Origin of the sequence: Haloarcula sp. CGMCC 1.2071, assembly GCF_037078445.1 — an archaeon.
In the GTDB taxonomy this organism is placed as follows: domain Archaea; phylum Halobacteriota; class Halobacteria; order Halobacteriales; family Haloarculaceae; genus Haloarcula; species Haloarcula amylolytica.
Window position 1 is genome coordinate 448,244 of the sequence record NZ_JAYMGY010000003.1, and the last position, 20,758, is coordinate 469,001.

Annotated in this window: 22 protein-coding genes; 5 read left to right on the forward strand and 17 right to left on the reverse strand. The window is 65.1% G+C overall.

Features of this window, described 5'->3' with window-relative positions; genetic code table 11:
• Positions 1–142: 142 nt before the first annotated feature.
• The 6 genes from VI234_RS09700 to VI234_RS09725 all read right to left on the reverse strand — a co-directional run bounded on the left by VI234_RS09700 (position 143) and on the right by VI234_RS09725 (position 4,196).
• Positions 143–454, reverse strand: coding sequence for a DUF7126 family protein (locus tag VI234_RS09700; RefSeq protein WP_336329860.1), 312 nt, complete (start codon positions 452–454; stop codon positions 143–145).
• Positions 451–1,368 carry a glutamine-hydrolyzing GMP synthase gene (guaA, locus tag VI234_RS09705; protein WP_008310611.1) on the reverse strand — a complete coding sequence of 306 codons (918 nt, stop codon included), beginning with the start codon at positions 1,366–1,368 and terminating at the stop codon, positions 451–453. Before guaA ends, VI234_RS09700 begins: the two co-directional genes overlap by 4 nt.
• Entirely contained in the window at positions 1,368–3,029 is a 1,662-nt protein-coding gene (locus tag VI234_RS09710; RefSeq protein WP_336329861.1) for a CTP synthase, read from the reverse strand. Before VI234_RS09710 ends, guaA begins: the two co-directional genes overlap by 1 nt.
• A gap of 77 nt (positions 3,030–3,106) precedes the next feature.
• Entirely contained in the window at positions 3,107–3,298 is a 192-nt protein-coding gene (locus VI234_RS09715; protein ID WP_008310615.1) for a hypothetical protein, read from the reverse strand.
• Between the two features lie 48 nt (positions 3,299–3,346).
• Complete coding sequence (locus VI234_RS09720; protein WP_336329862.1) at positions 3,347–3,520, reverse strand: hypothetical protein; 174 nt, start codon at positions 3,518–3,520, stop codon at positions 3,347–3,349.
• Positions 3,521–3,602: 82 nt separating this feature from the next.
• Positions 3,603–4,196, reverse strand: coding sequence for an alpha/beta hydrolase (locus VI234_RS09725; RefSeq protein ID WP_336329863.1), 594 nt, complete (start codon positions 4,194–4,196; stop codon positions 3,603–3,605).
• A 60-nt stretch (positions 4,197–4,256) separates the two neighbouring features.
• On the opposite strand from VI234_RS09725, the gene VI234_RS09730 reads away from it, so the two are divergent.
• Positions 4,257–5,099, forward strand: a complete 843-nt coding sequence (locus tag VI234_RS09730) for a PspA/IM30 family protein (RefSeq protein WP_336329864.1) — start codon at positions 4,257–4,259, stop codon at positions 5,097–5,099.
• A 16-nt stretch (positions 5,100–5,115) separates the two neighbouring features.
• Here the strand turns inward: VI234_RS09730 and VI234_RS09735 are convergent, their stop codons facing one another.
• The 5 genes from VI234_RS09735 to VI234_RS09755 form a co-directional block, all read right to left on the reverse strand.
• Positions 5,116–7,044: an SLC13 family permease gene (locus tag VI234_RS09735; RefSeq protein WP_049942956.1), complete on the reverse strand. Its 1,929-nt coding sequence runs from the start codon at positions 7,042–7,044 to the stop codon at positions 5,116–5,118.
• A 90-nt stretch (positions 7,045–7,134) separates the two neighbouring features.
• Entirely contained in the window at positions 7,135–8,037 is a 903-nt protein-coding gene (locus tag VI234_RS09740) for a diacylglycerol/lipid kinase family protein (RefSeq protein ID WP_008310620.1), read from the reverse strand.
• 51 nt (positions 8,038–8,088) lie between these two features.
• Positions 8,089–9,129, reverse strand: a complete 1,041-nt coding sequence (locus tag VI234_RS09745) for a hypothetical protein (protein WP_049942957.1) — start codon at positions 9,127–9,129, stop codon at positions 8,089–8,091.
• Between the two features lie 105 nt (positions 9,130–9,234).
• Positions 9,235–11,163, reverse strand: a complete 1,929-nt coding sequence (gene thrS / locus VI234_RS09750) for a threonine--tRNA ligase (protein ID WP_008310623.1) — start codon at positions 11,161–11,163, stop codon at positions 9,235–9,237.
• A gap of 58 nt (positions 11,164–11,221) precedes the next feature.
• A complete protein-coding gene (locus VI234_RS09755) occupies positions 11,222–11,788 on the reverse strand; it encodes an HTH domain-containing protein (protein ID WP_336329865.1) in 567 nt (188 codons plus the stop codon).
• 182 nt (positions 11,789–11,970) lie between these two features.
• Here VI234_RS09755 and VI234_RS09760 point away from each other — a divergent pair, with 182 nt between their 5' ends.
• The 4 genes from VI234_RS09760 (at position 11,971) to VI234_RS09775 (ending at position 15,981) form a co-directional block, all read left to right on the forward strand.
• On the forward strand, positions 11,971–12,402 hold the full coding sequence (locus VI234_RS09760; protein ID WP_008310628.1) for a universal stress protein: 432 nt from the start codon (positions 11,971–11,973) through the stop codon (positions 12,400–12,402).
• A 492-nt stretch (positions 12,403–12,894) separates the two neighbouring features.
• Positions 12,895–13,407 carry a gamma carbonic anhydrase family protein gene (locus tag VI234_RS09765; RefSeq protein WP_008310638.1) on the forward strand — a complete coding sequence of 171 codons (513 nt, stop codon included), beginning with the start codon at positions 12,895–12,897 and terminating at the stop codon, positions 13,405–13,407.
• Between the two features lie 68 nt (positions 13,408–13,475).
• The gene (locus VI234_RS09770; protein WP_336329866.1) at positions 13,476–15,422 is read left to right on the forward strand and encodes a hypothetical protein; all 1,947 of its coding nucleotides are present in this window, start codon (positions 13,476–13,478) and stop codon (positions 15,420–15,422) included.
• Between the two features lie 85 nt (positions 15,423–15,507).
• On the forward strand, positions 15,508–15,981 hold the full coding sequence (locus VI234_RS09775) for a peroxiredoxin (protein ID WP_336329867.1): 474 nt from the start codon (positions 15,508–15,510) through the stop codon (positions 15,979–15,981).
• A 51-nt stretch (positions 15,982–16,032) separates the two neighbouring features.
• Here VI234_RS09775 and VI234_RS09780 read toward each other — a convergent pair whose 3' ends face one another.
• From VI234_RS09780 to VI234_RS09805, 6 genes are all read right to left on the reverse strand, one after another.
• Positions 16,033–17,070, reverse strand: coding sequence for a dipeptide epimerase (locus VI234_RS09780; RefSeq protein WP_336329868.1), 1,038 nt, complete (start codon positions 17,068–17,070; stop codon positions 16,033–16,035).
• Positions 17,067–18,077, reverse strand: a complete 1,011-nt coding sequence (locus VI234_RS09785) for a DUF1611 domain-containing protein (protein WP_008310648.1) — start codon at positions 18,075–18,077, stop codon at positions 17,067–17,069. Before VI234_RS09785 ends, VI234_RS09780 begins: the two co-directional genes overlap by 4 nt.
• Before the next feature lie 75 nt (positions 18,078–18,152).
• Positions 18,153–19,046, reverse strand: coding sequence for a Vms1/Ankzf1 family peptidyl-tRNA hydrolase (locus tag VI234_RS09790; RefSeq protein WP_336329869.1), 894 nt, complete (start codon positions 19,044–19,046; stop codon positions 18,153–18,155).
• Positions 19,047–19,117: 71 nt separating this feature from the next.
• Positions 19,118–19,783, reverse strand: coding sequence for a helix-turn-helix domain-containing protein (locus tag VI234_RS09795; RefSeq protein WP_336329870.1), 666 nt, complete (start codon positions 19,781–19,783; stop codon positions 19,118–19,120).
• Positions 19,784–19,991: 208 nt separating this feature from the next.
• Positions 19,992–20,129, reverse strand: coding sequence for a hypothetical protein (locus tag VI234_RS09800; RefSeq protein ID WP_161606626.1), 138 nt, complete (start codon positions 20,127–20,129; stop codon positions 19,992–19,994).
• A 139-nt stretch (positions 20,130–20,268) separates the two neighbouring features.
• Positions 20,269–20,634 (reverse strand): DUF5802 family protein, encoded by a 366-nt coding sequence (locus VI234_RS09805; RefSeq protein ID WP_008310655.1) that lies wholly within the window; start codon positions 20,632–20,634, stop codon positions 20,269–20,271.
• Positions 20,635–20,758: the final 124 nt, after the last annotated feature.

Genomic DNA, 20,758 nt, shown 5'->3' on the forward strand with positions numbered 1-20,758 from the left:
CCAGAAGTTACTCTCTTAATCTATCTATTAAATCCGTCGAAGAATGTGTTAAATTATGCTCCTTCAACAGCAAGAGGGTGCGGCCGGACCGGCTGTTGGTACTGCTGGGCGGACACCATAGACACGAAAAGACCGGGCGAGCCTACAGTTCCTCGGCGACCGCCTCAACGCCGAGCAGGTCCGGGTCGACGACGAGGTCGGTCTGTCGGCTGGCGAAGTCCGGCAGGGAGCCCGCCGCGTAGACGACGACCCGGAGGTCGGGGGCGAGGTCCTTGGCGACGGCGATGGAGGTCGCCTGCGACATCTCGGTCAGCAGGTACACGTCGGCCTCGTGGATGCCGGCCTCCTCCAGCCCGGGACGGTTGCCAACGTCGGCGACCGACACCGTGTGGCCTTCGGCTTCGAGCGCGTCCGTGAGCCCGTTCGGGTCCGTGCCGACGAGAACGACGTTCATTCGTACTCGATAGTCGCTGGCGGTTTGTGGGTCACGTCGTAGACGACGCGGGCGACGTTCTCGTGCGCCCCGGTGATACGCGACTGGATGCGCTGGAGCGTGTCCCAGTCGAGTTCCTGTGCGCGGGCGGTCATCCCGTCCCGGCTCTCGACGGAACGGACGGCGACGACCCAGCCGTGGACGCGGTTGTCGCCCTTGACGCCCGTCGCTTTGCCGATGACAGCGGCGAGCGCCTGCCACGGTTCGTACTCCTCCAGTTCCTCTTCGACGACGTGGTTGGCCTCGCGGGCTACCTCCAGTTTCTCCTCGGTGACTTCGCCGATGATGCGGACGGCGAGGCCGGGGCCGGGGAACGGCATCCGCTCGGAGATGATCTCTTCGAGGTCGAGCGCGCGGGCCACCTCACGAACCTCGTCCTTGTAGAGGTCCCGCATCGGCTCGACGATGCCCTCGAAGTCGACGACCTCGGGGAGGCCGCCAACGTTGTGGTGGGACTTGATGGTCCCCTCGCTCTCGATACGGTCGGGGTAGATGGTCCCCTGAACGAGGTAATCAGCGTCGACGTCTTTGGCGACCGTCTCGAACTCCCGGATGAACTGCTCGCCGATGATGTGGCGCTTCTCCTCGGGGTCGGTCTCGTCGCCGAGCGCGTCGAGGAAGCGGTCCTGCGCGTCCACGATCCGCAGCGAGTCCATGTAGCTGAACGTCTCGCGGATCTGGTCGGTCTCGCCTTTCCGCATCAGCCCAGTGTCGACGTAGACGGGGGTAAGCTGGTCACCGATGGCCTCGTAGGCCAGGGCGGCGGCCGTCGAGGAGTCGACGCCGCCCGACAGTGCGATGACGGCGTTCTTGTCGCCGATCTCGTCGGCGATTTCGGCTTTCGCGTCGGCGATGAACTCGTCGACGTTCACCATCAGTGGCTCACCTCCTCGGTCGTCACGCTGTGTGGGTCGTCGCCGAGCACGGCCTCAAGCAGGCCGACGAAGGGCGGGCTGGCACGCGTCGGTCGGGAGCGGAACTCCGGATGGAACTGCGTCCCGATAAAGTACGGGTGGTCCTCGGGCGCGAGTTCGAGTATCTCCATACGGTTTTCGGCGTAGCCAGAGAACTTCAGCCCAGCGGCTTCGAGGTCGTCGATGTACTCGGGATTGACCTCGTAGCGGTGGCGGTGCCGCTCCGTGCAGGACTCGCCGCCGTACAGCGTCGCAGCGAGGGTGTTCGCGTCGATGTCGGTCTCGTGGGCCCCCAGCCGCATCGTCCCGCCCATGTCCTCGATCTCGTACTGCTCGGGCAGGATGTCGATGACGGGGTGTGGGGTGTCCTCGTCCAGTTCCGCGGAATGGGCGTCGTCCAAGTCCAGCACGTTGCGGGCGTACTCGACGACGGCCATCTGGAATCCGAGACACAGCCCGAGGAAGGGAACGTCGTTCTCGCGGGCGTACTGGATGGCTTCGATTTTGCCCTCCGTGCCCCGGGCACCGAAGCCACCCGGCACGACGATGGCGTCGGCCTCACGCATCCGGTCGGCGTGGTGGTCGCCCATCTTCTCGGAGTTGACCCACTGGACGTTCACGTCGACGTTCTTCTCCAGGCCGGCGTGTTTCAGCGCCTCGTGGACGGACATGTAGGCGTCTTCGAGGTCGTACTTGCCGACGAGGGCGACCTCGACCTCGCCCTCGGTCTGCTGGGTGACGAGGTCGCGCCAGCGGTTCTCCCGCTCGTCTTCGGGCAGGGCTTCGGTCGCGATGTCGAGTTCCTCCATCACGTACTGGTCGAGGCCTTCCTCCTCGACCATCAGCGGGACGTGGTAGATGTCGTCGACGTCGGGATTCGAGAAGACGGCTTCCGTCGGCACGTCACAGAACAGCGCGATCTTCTCCTTCGTGTCGATGTCGAGTTTGTCGGAACAGCGGCCGACCAGAATGTCCGGCTGGAGCCCGATAGAGCGCAGTTCCTTCACGGAGTGCTGGGTCGGCTTGGTCTTCTGCTCGCCGTTTTTCGAGTAGGGAACGAGCGTGACGTGGGTAAAGAGAATATCGTCCTCGTCTTCCTCGTGGGCGAACTGCCGGAGCGCTTCGAGATACGGCATCCCCTCGATGTCGCCGACGGTGCCGCCGACCTCGATGATACAGACGTCGTTGCCCTCGGCGGCCTCGCGGATGCGGCGTTTGATGTCGTCGGTAATATGCGGGATGATCTGGACCGTGCGACCGAGGTAGTCGCCGGACCGCTCCTTCTCGATGACGTGCTGGTAGGTCTTCCCCGTGGTGACGTTGTGGTCGAAGGTCATGTCGATGTCGAGGAAGCGCTCGTAGTTCCCCAGGTCGAGGTCGACCTCCCCGCCGTCTTTGAGCACGTACACCTCGCCGTGCTGGAAGGGGTTCATCGTACCGGCGTCGACGTTCAGATACGGGTCGATTTTGACCGCTGTAACGTCGAACCCGGCGTTTTTGAGTAATCTACCTGTGCTGGCGGCGGTGATGCCTTTCCCCAGGCCAGACATCACGCCACCGGTGACGAAGATGAACTTCCGACCCAGTTCCGGGTCGTAGTCCGTTTCGGGTTCGGTCGGCATACCGACGGTGAACCCCGCGTGGTCTAAACGGTTTCGGAGCGCGCACTGTTCGCCACCGCGTCGCAGTGTCAACGGGGCTACAGTGACGGCTGTGTGAGAACGCGCCATGCCGCCACGAGAACAGCCAGCGTCAGCGCCGAGAACAGCGCATCACCGGGACTAGAGCCGATGGCGATGAACAACAGGTAGCCGGCGACGAACCCACCCAGAAGCGAGACGACGCCGTGCCGTGTCGAGTGCGACACCGCCGCCCTGGTTCGTGTTGACATACTTCATTATTTATCAGTATATAGTATAAATCTACCTTCGGCTGGCCGTCAGGACTTGAGCACGCCGGACCTGATAGCGACGTAGGTCCCGAGACCCCCCAGCGAGGCGAGGACGAGCGCCCGGGCTGGTCCGCCCGCGACGAGCGCAGTCTGCATAAGGACTAGTAGCGCTACCAGTGTGGTGATAAACGAAACGGCAGCGAACGCGAGTGGGCGGTTCATGCTCGAAGATTGGGCCGACAGCGCCTCTGTCTTTCGATACTGTCCGGTAGTGTCGGGCCCCGGCAGTCGGATTCGACACCGGCTACAGGTGGTCACGGAGAAACGGCCCAACAGTCTCACCGACACGGCCGCTCTGGCCGACGAAGTGGTGGTCGGCCGGCAGGCGCTCGACGGCCTGTCCCAGTTCGGCAGCCCGGTCGACGACCGCCTCCCAGTCCACGGTGTCGTCGCGCTCGCCGACCACGACCTGGACCGGGCAGTCGATGGCGTCGAGCGCGGCGGTGGCATCGAGATGGTCGGCCAGTCCGGCCGGCGGCGCAAGCACTGATAGAACCGCTGGACAGACGTGGCTCTCGGCCTCGGCGGCCGCCCGCAGCGCCACGGCCGCGCCGAAACTGTAGCCGAACAAGCCGACGGAGTCGGCCCGCTCGCTCGCCCACGCCAGGGCGTTCTCGGCGTCGACCCGCTCGCCGCGGCCCTCGTCCCACGCGCCGTAGTCGAAGCGGAGACAGCCGACATCGGGGGCCAGCGCGTCGCTGACCGACTGCAGGCGCGTGTCCGACCGCTTGCCGCCGTACTGTGGATGCGGCGGGCACGCGACGACGACAGTGTCCGATGCCGGCCGGTCGAGCGACGCGGTTACGTCTCGTCCACCCGGTATCCCGACGGTAGTCATACGTGTTCACTCGCCAGCCCTCTGTAAGAAATTTAAGGTTGGAGAGACCAATGCGCATATATGGGAATCCTCTCGCGCGCGTCGTACGTCATCCGCTCGAAACTCAACGCCGTCCTGAACCGAGCGGAGGACCCGACAGAGACCCTCGACTACAGCTACGAGCAGTTGCGTGACGAACTGCAGGACGTCAAGCAGGGCATCGCGGACCTGACGACCCAGAAGAAACGACTGGAGATACAGAAGCGCCGCCTCGAAGAGAACGTCGAGAAGCACAACGAACAGGCACGCCAGGCCGTCGAGCAGGACCGAGAGGACCTCGCCCGTCAGGCGCTGGAGAAGAAAAAGCAGAAGATGAGCCAGATCGAGGATCTGGAGGGCCAGATACAGGACCTGCAAAGCCAGCAGGACCAGCTAGTCGAGCAGAAAGACGAACTCCAGAAACAGATCGAGCAGTTCCGGACCAAGAAGGAGACGATGAAGGCCCGCCACGAGGCCGCGAAGGCGTCGGCGCGCGTCAACGAGGCGATGACGGGCGCGGGCGACGAGATGCAGGACATCAATCAGGCTATCGAGCGTGCGGAGGAACGCACCGAGGATATGGAAGCCCGCTCACAGGCGATGGACGAACTCAAGGAAGACGGTGTTCTCGAAAGCCAGATCTCTGATGAGAGTTCGCTGGAGCGAGAGCTTGAGGAGGTCAGACAGAAAGGCTCGGTCGACGCCGAACTCGACACGCTGAAAGCCGAGATGGGGAAAGCCGAGGACGGCGACAGCGGGTCGAACGACGCAGACGTCTCCGAGGCCGAACTGGAGAAGGAACTCACGGACGAGAGTACGCAGGTCGACGTCGACGAGAGCGAGGTCGAGTCAGAACTCGACGAACTGAAAGAAGACGAGAAGTAACGCCGCCGCGGGACTTTTACAGCGGCCAGACGACAGACACCGAGAGCGTCGTGACGACGCACAGAAGGAGCTGTAGCGGGCCGCCGACGCGCAGGAAGTCGGTGAAGCGGTACCCGCCGGGGCCGTACACCATCAGGTTCGTCTGATAGCCGATAGGTGTCAGGAACGACGTTGCGACCGCGAAGGTCACGACGACGAGGAACGGGAACCCGGCGACGCCGATCTCGGCGGCAGTGGCGACGGCAATCGGAATCATCAGCACGACGGTCGCGGCCGGAGTGATGACGCTGGCGAGGACGGCCGTCAGGAGGTACACCAGCGCCAGCAGCGCGAGCGGCGGGAGGACGCCGGCCGCGTCGACGAGGAGGCCACCGACGAACGCGGCCCCGCCGGTCGCTTGCATCGCCTGCCCCAGCGGGAGCAGTCCGGCAAGCAGGAACACGATGTTCCAGCTCACCGCGTCGTAGGCCTTCGACGCGCTCAGCGTGCCGGTCGCGACCGTGGCGACGACGCCGCCGAGTGCGGCGATATAGATCGGAAGCAGGTCCAGCGCCGCGAGCGCGATGACTGCGAGCAGGGTCGCGAGCGGGACCGCCGCCGCGGCGTCGAGCGACGGCGGGCCGCCGTCGAGCGCGTCGAACAGCTCCGGGGGACCCTCGGTCAAGAACAGGTACCCCTCGTCCTGCAGGTGGCCCACCTCGTCGAGAGGCGTCTGGAGCAAGAGCAGGTCGCCAGCGGACAGTTCGACCGCCGCGAGGTTCTCGTGGATGATCTCGTCGCCGCGGCGGACGGCGAGGACCGTCACGTCGAACCGACTGCGCAGTTGCACGTCGGCGAGCCGTCGCCCGCGGAGCCGGGACTCCCTGTGAATGACGGCCTCCGCGAGAACGCCCGGATGGCCGCTCTCTGCCAGGAGGTCCGCCGTGACGGACTCGCGGGCGAGGTCCCGCAGGTCGAGCGTCTGGGCGAACTGATTGACGGCCTGTCGGTTCCCGCGGACGGTCAGCACGTCGCCGGGTTCGAGCGGTCGGTCGGTGGCCGTCGCGAAGAACGACTCGCCGTTGCGGTCGATCTGGAGCACATCGATGTCAAGCGGGTCGCTCGCGGCGAGGACCTGTTCGACGGTGGCCTCGGTCGGCAGCGACTCTCCCGCATCGACCACGTCCGCGACTGCTTCGACCACGTCGTCGGGGACGCCGCCTTCCAGTGCTTCCTGCACCGTCAGTCCGACCAGCGGCGACGACTCGCGCACCTGTAACTGCGACAGGTGGCGGTCCATGTCGAACTCCTCCGTGAAGTCGGCCGCGGGGTGGACCCGTTCGGGGACGAGCGCCCGACCGACCGTCAGCAGGTAGGCCACGCCGACGGCGAGGACGACGACGCCGACGGGCGTCAGCGTGAACATCGAGAACGGCCGGCCGAGCAACTGCGCCGAGAGGTCGCTGGCGAGGAGGTTCGTCGAGGTACCGACCAGCGTGAGCGTCCCGCCGAGCATCGCGGCGAAAGAGAGCGGCAACAGCAGGTTCGACGGCGAGATACCGTATCGCTCCGAGAGCCCGGTGACCAGCGGGATGAAGACCGCGACCACCGGCGTGTTGTTGACGAACCCCGCGCTGACGCCCGTCGTGCCCACGATGGCGGCCAGCAGGCGCTGCTCGTCGCCGCCGGTCAGCGCCGCCAGCCTCCCGGCCAGCCAGTCGACGACGCCGGCCGATTCGACGCCGGCGCTGAGGATGTACATCGCGACGATGGTGACCACCGCCGGGCTGGCGAATCCCTCGATGGACGTCCGTGCCGGGACACCGGTGTACGGTTCCAGCACGACCAGCGCGACGAGGACGGCGATGGCCGTCATGTCAGGCGGCAGCCACTCGGTGACGAACAGCGTCAGGGCGGCGGCGACGAGCGCGAAGACCACGAGCGCACCCATCGAGAGCGGGGGCATACCATTGCCCTCGATGGATGGGGGCAAAAGCGTCGGGGGCGATTCCGACCGATCACCCCGCCGGTGGACGGCTGGGACAGGCGACCGGTCTCAGTCCGGGTTCGGCGCGTAGCCCGCCCCGACGCGAAGCGTGAGGGCGCGCTCGCGCACCGACAGCGACAGCGCCTCGTGCGTGCTGAGTTCGCCGTCGCGGCTGAACGTGAGTTCGTCGCCGTCGCCGCTAACCGAGATCTCCTTCGCACGAACGTGGGTCACCCCGTCGGTATCGAGCGACAGGAGTCGCTGACCGATGGCCTCCGCGACGAGGTTCCCCGTTGGCATCTGTTCGACGATAGCCACGTCCAGCAGGCCGTCTTCCATGTTTGCTTGCCCGCCTTCCGCGACGAACTTACGGGCGTTGCCCACCAGGAGACAGGCGGCCTCGCCCGACCATGTGAACGGGCCGTCCTCGCCGACAGCCGCGACAGTGATGTCGAACCCGTCGAAGCGGAGCGCCTCCTGTGCCCCGGTGAGCAGAAAGGCCAGCGTGCCGAACCGCTCCTTGAGGTCGCCCGGTGTCGAGACGCTGGCGTCGGCGGGGAGACCGGCGATACAGGAGACGAGAAACGGCTCGTCGTCGGCGACACCGACATCGACCGGGCGCGTGTCGCCGGTGTCGGCGATTTCGACACCGTGTTCGATGTCCGTGACACCGATGTTCCCGGCCAGGAGGTTCGCCGTTCCGGCCGGGACGACGCTCAGCGTCACCGAGTCGAGGTGGCCGGCGTCGTCGAGCCCACGGATGACCTCGTTCACCGTCCCGTCGCCGCCACAGACGGCCACCTCCGAGGCCTCGGCTCGGCCCGCCTCGCGGCCGAGTTCGACCGCGTCGCCCGCCGCCTTGGTTTCGTACACCTCGAACCCGCGCGCCGCCATCAGCCGCGGGACGTAGTCGGCGTGCTCGCCGTCGCCGCTGACGGGGTTGAGGATACACCGACGCGAGCCAATCTGCATAGTACTAGCGAGTCCGGTCCGGCACTTATACCGTGGTGATGTGCGGCGGCGTCAGTCCCAGTCGACGTCGACGCGCCGGTCCGTCTCGCGGAGAATGAAGGGGCCGATAGCGAGCGTTCGTTTGGTTATCGTGACGATACGGAGGATGTACGATATCAGGACCGTGAACGGAAGCAGCGATGCTGTCGTCGTCACCGCGAGGAGCCACAACACGTCGGGGACGCCGGCCGTGACGCCGACGAAATCCTGCACATCGAGGAACAATAACGAGGTGATTGCGACGGTAAGCGCCGGGATGGCGACGTACAGCAATGTCCGGGAGAGGTCGGACAGCTCCCACTGGAAGTACAGCGTCTTGAAGTGTTCCCGGGCCGGGCCGAACAGTTCGAGCGTCTCGACGAGTTCCGCGAGCGAGTCGTCGATTTCGTCGGTGAGTTCGTCGGCGTAGGCCTCGCGGATGCGCCGACCGGCGTACAGCTTCCAGGAGTAGTTGTAGTCCAGCGCGGCCTTGACGACGTCGAATTCGCCGAAGGTCCCGTCTTCGAGCTGGTCGGTGACGCTGTCGGCGTTGGTCAGCACGTCCTCCAAGTAGTTCGACAGCAACGCCGCCAGGTCGTCATCGAGCGCAGTCTCGTCGGCGGCGTTCCGGGCTGCCTCGGCTCGTTCGGCGGTCCCGCGGACCAGCGACCGGAGGAACGCCGATGGCTCTGCCGGACTGACTGGCGTGTCGACGGCGTCGGCCACGTCGGCGCGGAACTGCATCGACCCGTCCATCCGCTCGCGCTGATCGCCCACTGCACCGAGTTCCTGTGACAGGACGAGCTGATTCAGTGTCAGAACCAGCGTAACGGCGGTTACAGTCCCCGTAATCAGCGCCTGAAACAGCGTTTCGACCGGGTCACCGCGAGTCAACAGCGTCAATGCCGGTGTGGGATGCAAAAGTCCGACGGCGAGAATCCCACAGAACAGGACACCGGAGAGGAGGGCGGTGACGAGCCAGCGATCCGCGTCGAGCAGGAGCCAGAGGAGTCGGGTGTCACCGGTGGCGCGCTCCCGCATGGTATCGCTCGACTCACCACTGTCAGTGGTCATACAGGTCGGCTCGCCCGCCGGGGATAAAAGGGCGCGCCTGGCACGCGCCGGTTTTGGCAGTGTGTTGTCGGCGAGAACTGATCGGGCCGGTCAGGCCGGCAGCGGCTACCGGCCGGCGAGGAACGTCACAGCGGTCCGCTGCTGCTCGACCTCGGTTTCGAGGTGGTCGCGGAACTCGGCGATGTCGATGTCCTTCTCTTCGCGTTCCTTGCGGTCCCGCACCGAGATGGTGCCGGCCTCCTCCTCGTTGTCGCCGATGACGCACATGTAGGGCACGCGGTCGTCGTGGGCCTGCTGGATCTTCTTGCCGACCGTCCAGGAGCGGTCCTCGATGGTGACACGGAAGTCGTCGAGTTCCTCCTGAATCTGCTCACAGTAGGCGATGTTGTCGTCGCTGACCGGCAGCAGACGGATCTGTTCGGGGGCGAGCCACGGCGGGAACTTCCCGTTGTAGTGCTCGGTCAGCACCATGAAGAAGCGCTCGTAGGAGCCATACAGCGCGCGGTGGATCATCACCGGGCGGTGCTCCTCGTTGTCCTCGCCGGTGTAGGAGAGGTCGAACCGCTCGGGCATATTGAAGTCCAGCTGGACGGTGGGGCCGTCCCAGTGCCGCCCCAGCGCGTCCTCGAACGCGAAGTCGATCTTCGGGCCGTAGAACGCGCCGTCACCTTCCTCGACGACATAGTCGATGTCCTGCTCGTCGAGGACGGCTTCGAGCTGGGACTCCGCTTTCTCCCAGATTTCGTCGCCGCCAACGGATTTCTCGGGCCGAGTGGCGAACTGGACGGTGTAGTCGAGGTTGAACGTATCAAGCGTGTCGAGGATGATGTCGACCGTCGCCAGCACTTCCTCCTCAATCTGGTCCGGGCGGACGAACAGGTGGCCGTCGTCGATAGTGAAGGCCCACGTCCGGGAGAGCCCGGAGAGTTCGCCGCGCTGTTCCTTGCGGTAGACCTTCCCGTCCTCGAAGTACCGCACCGGGAGGTCACGGTAGCTCCAGGAGTTCTGCTCGAAGATAGTGGCGTGGCCCGGACAGTTCATCGGCTTCAGGCCGTACTCCTCGTCGTTTACGTCGAGCAGGAACATGTCGTCGACGTAGTTCTCGTAGTGGCCCGATTTCTTCCACAGTTCGGTACGGAAGACGTGGGGCGTCTCGACCTCGTCGTAGCCGGCGTCGCGGTTGAGGCCGGCAACGTAGTCCGAGAGTTCGTTGAGGATCTTCTTGCCGTTGGGTTCGTACAGCGGCAGGCCCGGCCCGGTCGTCTCGTCGATGGAGAACAAGTCCATCTCCTGCCCGATCTTGCGGTGGTCGCGCTCCTCGGCCTTGCGTCGCTGTTCGAGGAACTCGTCAAGCGCGTCCTCCGTCGGGAAGGCGGTGCCGTACACGCGGGTCAGCGTCTCGTTCTCCTCCTCGCCGCGCCAAAAGGCCGCGGAGATTTCGAGCAGGGCGAAGCCGCCGATTTCACCGGTCGATTCGACGTGGGGGCCCTGGCAGAGGTCCTCGAACTCGCCTTGCGTGTAGAACGAGACCACCTCGTCGTCCGCGGCCTCGGTTTCGAGGATGTCCTGTTTGAACGGGTTGTCCTCGTAGCGCTCGAAGGCGTCCTCCCGGTCGAGGAGTTCGCGCTCGATGTCGAGGTCTTCCTCGATTATCTCCTCGGCTTCGGCCTCGATGGCTTCGAGGTCGTCCTCGTCGATGTCGACGCCGGTGATGTCGTAGTAGAACCCGTTGTCGGTCCACGGCCCGATTGTGAGCTTCGCGTCGGGGTAGAGTCGCTGCAGCGCCTGGGCGAAGACGTGGGCGGCGGAGTGACGCAACACGTCGAGGTACTCGTCACTGCTCTCGGTGACGATTTCGAGCTCGACGTCGGCTGTCAGCGGCGCGTGTTTGTCGACAAGTTCGCCGTCGACGACGCCGGCGACCGTGTCGTCACCCAACCCTGGCCCGATTTCGTAGGCGACATCCTCGACCGTGCTGCCACGCTCGACCTCTAGGGGGGTCCCGTCGGGCAGCGTGACCGTGACCGTACTCATATCCGAGGATACGACGGCGGCCGGGGATAAGTGTATTGAGACGCGGGCGACCCTGACGTTACTCTGGCAACAGCGGGTCCGAGTCCTCGTCGATAGCGTCGACTGCCGGCAGGTCAGACTGCGTCGGCGGTTGTGCCGCGCTCGCCCGCTCTAGCGGCGAGAACGTCGATTCTTCCTCTGCTTCAAGCATGGTAAGCCGGTCCATGACAGTCGTCGTTTCCCCGTCAGCCGTATGCGGCGTCACGCATCTGAGCTCCGACCCCTCGTACTCCGCCAAGAGTTGGACCGGAAACACAAGTGCCCGGTACTGTTCCCCCGAAATTTCCGAGTCCACCGACCGGACCTGAAACGCCGGCTCAAGTGAACAATCGTTTCGTTTCGCCCACTCCTGAAAGACACTAACTCGGTTGAGGGCAAACAACCCGAGTTCGGTCCGCGCCTCCGCTGGCGTGGACGGAATCTGCCGTCCGATAACCTCAACGGTGACTTCTGACAGAATGTCGGTATCTGACAGCCCGTCAAGACGGTCGATTACCGCAGCCTGTTGCTGCGTGTGCCCATCGGGCAGGAGTGAACGAACGTATAGTTCTGCCCGTGTGTCGTCTGGCTGCGTGCTCCCCTGCATCGTATAGAAGTTAATAGGCAGCAACTGGCAAAAGTATTCCTGTTGACAAATAATGGTTAGAATGATTATACACTGAACGACAGAAACTGAATCAAATAGTTTCGTCATCGGTTGGACAGCCACGGGCCGTGTCAGCGTGATAGGGACTACTATGTGGGCACAGTTCGCATGAGAAGCCGGATATGTACGATTCGGTGCTTGTAGCCACAGACGGCAGTTCGGGTACGACGGAGACGCTCGCGCACGCCACCTCGATCGCGCGCGACAACGACGCGACCCTTCACGGGCTGTACGTCGTGGACAAGCGGCTGTACGTCGCGGCCGACAAGTCCAATCAGGACGAAGTGCGGCAGTCGCTGGAGGAAGAGGGGGACATCGCGCTCGACGACATCGTGGTCAGCGGCGAGGAGTCCGGCGTCGAGGTCGTCACAACCATGGAAGAGGGCATTCCCCACAAGACGATTACCGACTACGCCGAGGAGGAAGACATCGACCTCATCGTGATGGGGACCCACGGTCGAACCGGACGGGACCGGGTCGCCAATCTCGGAAGCGTCACCGAGCGCGTCGTACAGAGCGCGCCTGTCCCCGTCCTCGTGGTCCACATCGAATAGCTCAGGTGGGGGTGCCGGTCCGTTCGCGGACGTGCTCGGCAGCGGACAGACCACCATTGACCTCCTCCCACGCCCTCAGGCGTGGGATTCCCGCGGCACCGCACCGCTAGGTTGGGAGTTTCAGGTTTGTAGCCAGGTCGGCATGACCGGACTCCTGGCGGGGCCAAGCCGCCGTTACTCCTATCCCCGGTATGGGGATTCAGAGTTACCGTGTGTCGGAATCCACAGCCAGCGGCCCGAAAGAGATTCTTTTGGACGTAGCGTGGCCCGAATCCCGATATTATCCGTTTATCTGGGCGGCTGATCCGCCTCGGTGTGGTCATGCATACAGTGTCACCGGTTATAAAACTCCGGCTGAGTGAGGCTACAGGCGAAGCTGCCGGGTTGTCGGCTTCATCCACACCCCTGAAGGGGTGGGCTTTCGCCTTGCTCCCGCTGTAACACCCCGTTCTGACCGGTATCTTTTCGAGCCGCCGACACGATGGGAGCAGTATGGACAGCCGAGAGTACGCGTTCGAGGGAGCCACGCCGAACATCCACGGATACGCCCACGTCAGCCGCGAGGCGACGCTGGTGGGCGACGTCACTGTCGGCCCGAACGCGAACGTCTGGCCCGGCGTCGTGTTGCGCGGCGACGTGGCCCCCGTCGAGGTGGGCCGCGAATCGGCGATCGGTGATGGGGCCATCGTCCACGCATCGACCGTCGGCGAGAAGGTGATGGTCGGCCACGGGGCCGTCCTCAACGACGCGGCGGTCAAGGACGGCGCGCTCGTTGGCTTCAACTCCACGGTCAGTGACGCCACCATCGGCGAGGGCTCCATCGTCGCGATGGGAACGGTCGTCCCGCCGGGCTACGAGGTCCCCGCCGAGTCGTTCGTCCGCGGGAGCCCAGCCACGGTGACACCGCTGTCCGAGACAACAATCGACCCCAACGAGGTGTTCGAGGCGTTCAGCTCCGGCGATTACGCCAACCTCGCGGCCCGCCACGAGGACCTGTTCGAGTAACACCGAGTATCAACGCTGGAAACGCACGACGGGTCACTTATAGTGGAAGAGCCCACACAGTACCGAGCATGGACGATATCGTCGACCTGGTGACCCGGTCGCTCGCCGACGACACTGCCGCGGAGTTCACTGAGCGGGTCGACGAACAGGCGATGCAGCTCCGGAGAGCCATCGAGGCCGGGGAGTTCGACAACGAAGCGTTCTCCGTCGGCCTGGAGATCGAACTGTACGCCATCAACGCGGAGCCGGACCCACCCGAGCCAGACGAGGAAGCAGACGACGAGGGAGTCGCCGAAGAAGACCTCGACGACGACCTGAGCGGATCGGGCGGGGCGGCCTGGAGCGGGTCGCTCGACGCGCCGGCGGAGCCAGAAGACGGCGCTGGCGCATCACTGGAACCAAATGGCGACGGGCCGTCGCTGGAGCCAGACGAGGGCGACCCGCTGGAACCAGCCGGCGGTGAGTCACTGGACCAGAACGCCGGCGAAACCGCTGCCGAGTCCGAGGATTCGTTCGGTCCCGGAGAGGGACCGTCGCTCGACATCGACCCGGACAGCCCGCTGGCCGAGGACGAACCGGAGACGCCAGAGGAGGAGGAGGCCGAACCGGCCGTCGAGTCGTCAGTCGAGGAAGAAAGTGACGAGCCGTACATGGACCCCGAGGACTGGGAGGGGCGGCTGACCCGCCTGCCCGACGTGGTGTTCGAGGGCGAGGCCAACAAGGAACTTGGCCTGCACAACGCCGAGGTCAACACCGAACCCAACAGCTTCGACCAGACCGGGATGGAGGTCCAGACGACGGCGGTGGAGATGCAGACGAAACAGGCCCGCCAGCAGGCGAGCAAGCACAACTGCGAACTCGTCCTCGACGCGATGTGGACCATCCCGCCCGAGGAGGGCAGCGAGCAGTACCTCTCGGCGCACGAGACGAACGACGGCGTCGTCCTCGCGGACAATATGCGGCAGGCCCCCAGATACGTGGCGCTGGACAACGAGGCGCTAGACCACGCCGGCGGCAGCATCGACTTCGACGTGCCGGGGCACAGCGGGTCGTTCCCGACGATTCTGTTCGAGTCGCTGGCCACCTCGATTCAGCCCCACCTCCAGGTTCCGAACGCCGAGGCGTTCCCCGAGTACTACAACGCCGCGATACGGACGCTCGGGCCGCTGCTCGCGCTCTCGGTGAACTCGCCGTTCCTCCCCGCGGACATGTACGGCGACACCGACGGCGAGTGGCTCTGTGCGAACACCAACCACGAACTCCGCATCGCGGCCTTCGAGCAGTCGGTCAACACCAGCGAGAACCCGAAGGTCCGGGTCCCGCAGGACCTCGACGACACGACGGACGTTGTCGGCCGCGTCGTCGACGATGACCTGTTTGCCCCGTTCCTCCGGGAGTTCCTGCACGACGACGACCGGGCGGCGTTCGAAGACGAGTTCTGGGAGTTCGACCACAAGCGCGGGACCTACTGGCGCTGGCTCCGCTGTGTCATCGGCGGCGCGGCCGTCGACGGGGCAAGTACTGAGAAGTCGCTCCGCATCGAGTACCGCCCGCTGCCGACCCAGCCCCACGTCAAGGACATGATCGGGCTGCAGGCGCTGACGGTCGGCCTCATCCGCGGGCTGGTCGTCGCCGACCACCCCGCCGCGGAACTGCCCTGGCAGGAGGCCAGGCGGAGCTTCTACAGCGCCGCGCAGGACGGCTCCGACGCGGACCTGTCCTGGGTGACAGCTCGGGGCGAGCGGACGGCCGACCACGACGAGATCTACGACGAGGTTTTCCAGTACGCCCGTCTGGGGCTGGCCGAGCAGGGCGTGCCCGAGGCTCGCATCGACGAGTATCTCGACCCGATTGAAGCCCGCTACGACGCGGGCATGACCCCGAGCGACTGGAAGATCAATCGGGTTCGACAGTCCCTCGATTCCGGCGACGACCTCTCGTCGGCCATCGAGGCGATGCAGCGGGACTACATCGAAGCGAGCCGCGAGCGCCACTCCTTTGCGGAGTGGCTGTAAGCGGCCACTCTCACGGCGGCAAGAAGTCGGAGTCGCCCTGCCGGATGGCGGGTATTTATTCGGGTGACGCCGTTATATTCGGGTGATGGTATCCACAGGCGACACAGCGCCGGACATCTCGGCGACAATCGCGAACGGTGAAGTAGAGGACTTCGAACTGAGCGACCACCTGGGCGACGGGCCGGTCGTGCTCGCCTTCTTCCCGGGCGCGTTCACGCCGCCGTGCTCCAACGAGATGGTGGCCCTGCAGGAGCACCTCGGGGACTTCCACGACGCCGGCGCGACGGTGCTCGGCCTCAGCGCCGACTCGGCGTTCTCGCTGAACTCCTTCCGTGACGAGCACGGGCTGGAGTTCGACCTGGTCAGCGACATGGGCCGGTCGGCGATTCAGGACTACGACCTCGAAATCGACATCGAAGACCTCGGGCTGCTCGGCGTCGCGAACCGCGCCGTGTTCGTCGTCGACGACGACGGCGAAGTCGCCTATAGCTGGGTCGCCGACGACCCGACCAACGAGCCGGACTACGACGAACTGCTGGACGCCGTCGAGTCGGCGTAAACGGGCCACATAATACTCCGAACCGGATTTTTTACCGGTACTGTCTCACAGCTACGCGTCTCGCGCCCGCCGAACGCCGGTACCGGCCGACACCGCAGTGAGGTCGAACACGGCACCGTCGAGCGGCACACCGGCGTAAGGGTCCGATGCCAACAGGAGCGCCCCGTCGAGGTCGACGTAGTCGACGAGCGGCGCGAGGTGGACCGCCGCGGCGATGCTGGCGTTCGACTCGACCATGCAGCCGAGCATCGAGTCGAGGCCGTGCGCGTCGGCGGCGTGGAGGAGCCGCATTGCGGGCCGGAGGCCGCCGCATTTGACCAGTTTGGCGTTGACGATGTCGCAGGCGTCGGCGACCCGCGGCACGTCCGACGCGGTAACGCAGGACTCGTCGGCCGCGACGGGGATCTCGGTCGCGTCGGTCACGCGGCGAAGACCGCCGATGTCGTCGGCGTCGACCGGCTGTTCCAGCATCGTGACGCCGGCGTCGGCGAGCCAGTCCGCCTTGTCGATAGCCTCCTCGGGCGTCCAGGCGGCGTTGGCGTCGACGCGTACCTCGGCGTCGGGGGCCGCGTCCCGGACCGCGTCCAGTCGCGCTCGGTCGTCGTCGGTTCCGAGTTTGACCTTCAGACGGCCGAAGCCGCTGTCGGCCGCCGTCCCGGCTTTCTCGGCCATCCGCTCGGGCGTGTCGATGCCGACCGTATAGGTGGTCGGCGGGACCGCGTCGGGGTCGAGCCCCCACTGGCGGTACAGCGGCAGGTCCAGGCTCCGAGCGGCGAGGTCGTGGACGGCGATGGAGAGTGCCGTCCGGGCGGCGGGCTGGTCCGGCGCTCGCTCGCCGAGTTCTCGTTCAATACGCTGCTGGGCGTGCGGGTCGCCGATTCGGGCGACAACCTCACAGAGCGATGGCAGCGTTTCGGCCACCGACGCTGCGCTCTCGTCGTAGTACGCCGACGGCGTGACGGCCCCGATTCCGGTGGTTCCCTCGTAGGTGAGTTCGACCACGACGGTTTCGCTGGTCTCACTGGTCTCCCGCGAGATTCCGAACGGGTTCGATAGCGGCAGGTCGTAGCGGTCGACGCTCCAGTTCATAGGATGGCGTCCAGTATCTCGTCTGAGACGCCGTGGCGGACGGGGTCAGTCGCCGGCACGTCCAGCGCGTCGCTGTACCCCGCGACAGCATCCGCGGCCTCGCTGTCGTCGAGATGGCGCGTGTTCAGCATCCCCGCGACGACTGACGCGTCCGAGATGGGCGCGGCCAGCCGCTCGTAGATGTCGACGTACTCGGGGAGCGGCGGAATGTCGAAGGACTCGTAGCCGTGAATCCGCTCCCGGCCGGCCTCGTGACACATGACGAGCGCGTCGGGGGCCGACCCGTGGAGGATGCTCGTCGTCACGCCCGAATAGGCCGGGTGGGCAAGCGCGCCCTGGCCTTCGACCACGAGGAGGTCCGCCGCCTGTGCTTCTTCGACCAGCCGTTCCACCGCACCGGCCGCGTAGTCGGCGATGACGCGGTCGACGACGATGCCCCGGCCGGAGATGGCGATGCCGGTCTGCCCGGTCGGGACGACGGCGGCGTCGAGGCCGCGCTCCCGTGCTGCGTCACGAATCTCGAACGAGGCGGTCATCTTCCCCGTCGAGCAGTCGGTGCCGACGGTCGTCACGACCGTCGCGTCCACGTCGCCGGCGGTCCCCGCCGCCACGGTCAGGTCTTCGGGCGGCTTGCGGAGGTCGTGCAGTTCGGCGTCGTGGTCGTCGGCGAGGCGAGCGAACTCCTCGTCGTCGGCCAGGAAGTAGTGCAGTCCCGAGTACACGTCACAGCCGCGTTCAAGCGCTGTTCGCACGTCGTCGCGCCAGGACTCGTCGAACTCGCCGCCGATGGGCGAGATGCCGATGACGAGCGCGTCGACGTCGGGTGCGTCGGCCATCGACGCGACGATTGGGGCGTCCTGCACGTCCGCCAGCGAGTCGTGGACGCGCTGGCCGGCCCGCTCGCGGTCGACGAGTGCTCGTACTTCCCGGTCGCCGTACCGCAACAGCCCGACAGCCGTCTTGGCTCGGTCGGGGAAGGCGTCGTGTGTCAGAATGGCTACGGCCATAGCCGGACAGAATCGCCGCCCCGCGAAAAAGCTACGGAACCGGCACCGACGGAGCTGGGATGACCGGGTCCCGAACTACGGCACGCGCAACCGAACAGTCCACAGCGACCGGACGGCGTCGTCGAGTGCGTCGTCCGGCTCCCCGGTCGCGTCGACCGGCTTCGTCGCCGTCGCGAGGTCCTCGAACTCGTGGATGACTGACCCCTCGCCGACGACGTACAGCCGGTCGGGGGACACCTCCTCGATAGCGGCCCGGCAGCGGTCGAGATGGGAGTCTATCTGCTGGTCCCGGAGCCGCTCGAACCGGCTCTGTGAGAAGCCGCCCTTCGAGTGCTGGCTTTTCAGCTCCGAGTCGAACCCGTGGAAGGCAGTCTGCTCCCGGCCGTCGTACTCGCCCAGGGCGAACAGGTCGGAACGGACCAGCGCGACGACGTGTTTACCGGTCGGTTCGAACCACGACCGCTCCAGTTGGACGGCGTCAGCCCACTCGGTGAACGGCGACGGCGGCGCGGGGACGGACAGACACGCCGACAGGAGGCCTGCGTCATCCGTAACAGCTAGGCACGGCGCGGCGCTGGCGACCAGCGACGCGCGGTCGCCGAAGGCCTCCCGGACCGGGGCAGGGAGGGAGTGCTCCCCGTCGACGTAGGCGGTAAAGACGCCTTCCGGCTCCGTCTCGACAGATTCCAGCCTGTCGAGGACCTCACTCAGCCGCGCCCTGCTGAGTGTCTCCTCGGTCCGGAACGTCGATTCGCCTTCTTCGTCCTGTAACCGCTCGACGCGGTCTTGGAGTTCGGCGACGCGGTCCTCCAGCCGGTTGACCTCGGCCTCGGCCCGCTGGCGCTCGGTCGCTGCGTCGGCGCGGCGCTCTTTCTCGGCGTCAAGCTGTCGTTCGAGGTGATGGTTCTCCTCTTCGAGTTCGGCCACCCGCTCTTTCAGCGACGCTCTGCCCAGCAACCGGTCAAGCATCGACTGGATGGCGGACGGGAACAGGCTTAAAAGTGGCTTCCCGGACCGCCACTGCAGCGAGAAGCCGTCGGTCAATCTGGCGGTTCGCTGTCATCCCGCAGGGACGAGATGATGAGTCGCTTGATGCCGCGTCGGAGGAGCCCGCTGGCTGCCGGCTGAGAGATATCCAGATCGGCGGCGACATCGCTGAGGGTCGCGTTCCGCGGTTCTTCGAAATATCCCGTTTCGAACGCGACGAGGAGCGCTTCTCGCTGGCTGTCGGTCAGCCCAGCGTCGGTATTCCCTAAACTGGCGTATTCGTTCACGCGCAGTAAATCGATATCAATCTCGTTCTGTTGTGCGTAGTCCCAGAGGTGAACCAGATCCGTTCGGTCGGGCATCCACACTGTTAGAATCCAGGCGCTCCCGTCGTTCTCCATGTCGAGAATGACACCGTTCGCGGAGGAAATTACAGGAGAGAGAATCTTCGCCTCGTCCGTGTACTCGAAGCTGTAGATGGCCTCGTCGTCTCGGGTTTCGATGACTCGTTCGAATTCGCCAATGGTACTGTCGTTCCGTAATCCGTCTTCGAACTGTTGGAAATCGGATGATTCGATGTGATAGAAGAATTTTCCCGATATCGGGTCTGTTCCCGCCTCTGACACCGACCTGACTTTCGAACTTCGGTCGTGAGTAACGGTCTCCGTGAGCACTATGTCGGGGTGCTCGGCTCGGACGACCGCCGTGATATCGGTCATTGTTCTGTATAGTGGTTGGTGCGCTAAGGCGGACAAGTAGGCGTTATAACGGTAGCCGTGCGGTAGCTTAACTGGGTCGGTTGGTCGTGGTTTCTGCGCACGAGACTACGGTCAGGGTTTGCGCGTCGATACGAGCCGGTCAGCCTGGGAGACCCGATCAGAAATCACCCCACTGTTCAGCACAGTCTCGCACAGCGATATCGATGGTTCAGACGCGATGATTGAACAGCACGGCCCAGAGACGCTCGAACCAGCCGGCTTCGGACGACGGGGTGGTCCCTGCGGGGAGGTAGAATTTGGATTCCGTAGCTCTGTCCTGATCGTCTGCATGGTTCCGCTGTGACATACAGGTGAATAGAAGCCACCTGCCCGCATTGCTCTGTAGCTTAAGCGTATAACCTACTTATACCGGCCCGCGAGAAGTCCCCCGCTTTCTGCCCGCTCGGTGGAAGCGGAGACCGTCACCAGAGCGGGGTTTTACGCCATCAGACCGCGGTATCGGGAAGTGTCGGCGTCCCCTCCGAGATAGAGAGCAGTTGTGCGGCGTGGTCCGCTTTCGCCAGAAACACTTCTTCGAGGCTGGGCGGGTTCCGAACGTTGGCGTCCGCAAGCATCGTTTCGGGAACGACGAGTGTGTCCGCCGGGACCTGCTCGTCCCCGTGGACGGCGAAGTGCTGGGAGCCGAGTTTCATTACCAGCGGATAGTCTGTGCGTTCGACCCCCTCGCCGGAGGCGTACAACTGTTCGTTCACTCGTTCGTGCTGCTCGCGACACATCGCGGCCGCCGCGTCGTCTCTCGGTTCGACGTAGAGGCGGCCGAGGTAGTATCCGCGCGAAAACTGTTCGAACATCGGTGCAACTGAATGTGTGTCATTGACATACATAAGTGTTCGCCGGCAACCTTTTGCCGTCGTGCAAACAGCGCGGACTCAGTGGGTGGACGACGCGGTGTCGGCTCCCGTCCGACAGGGCTAT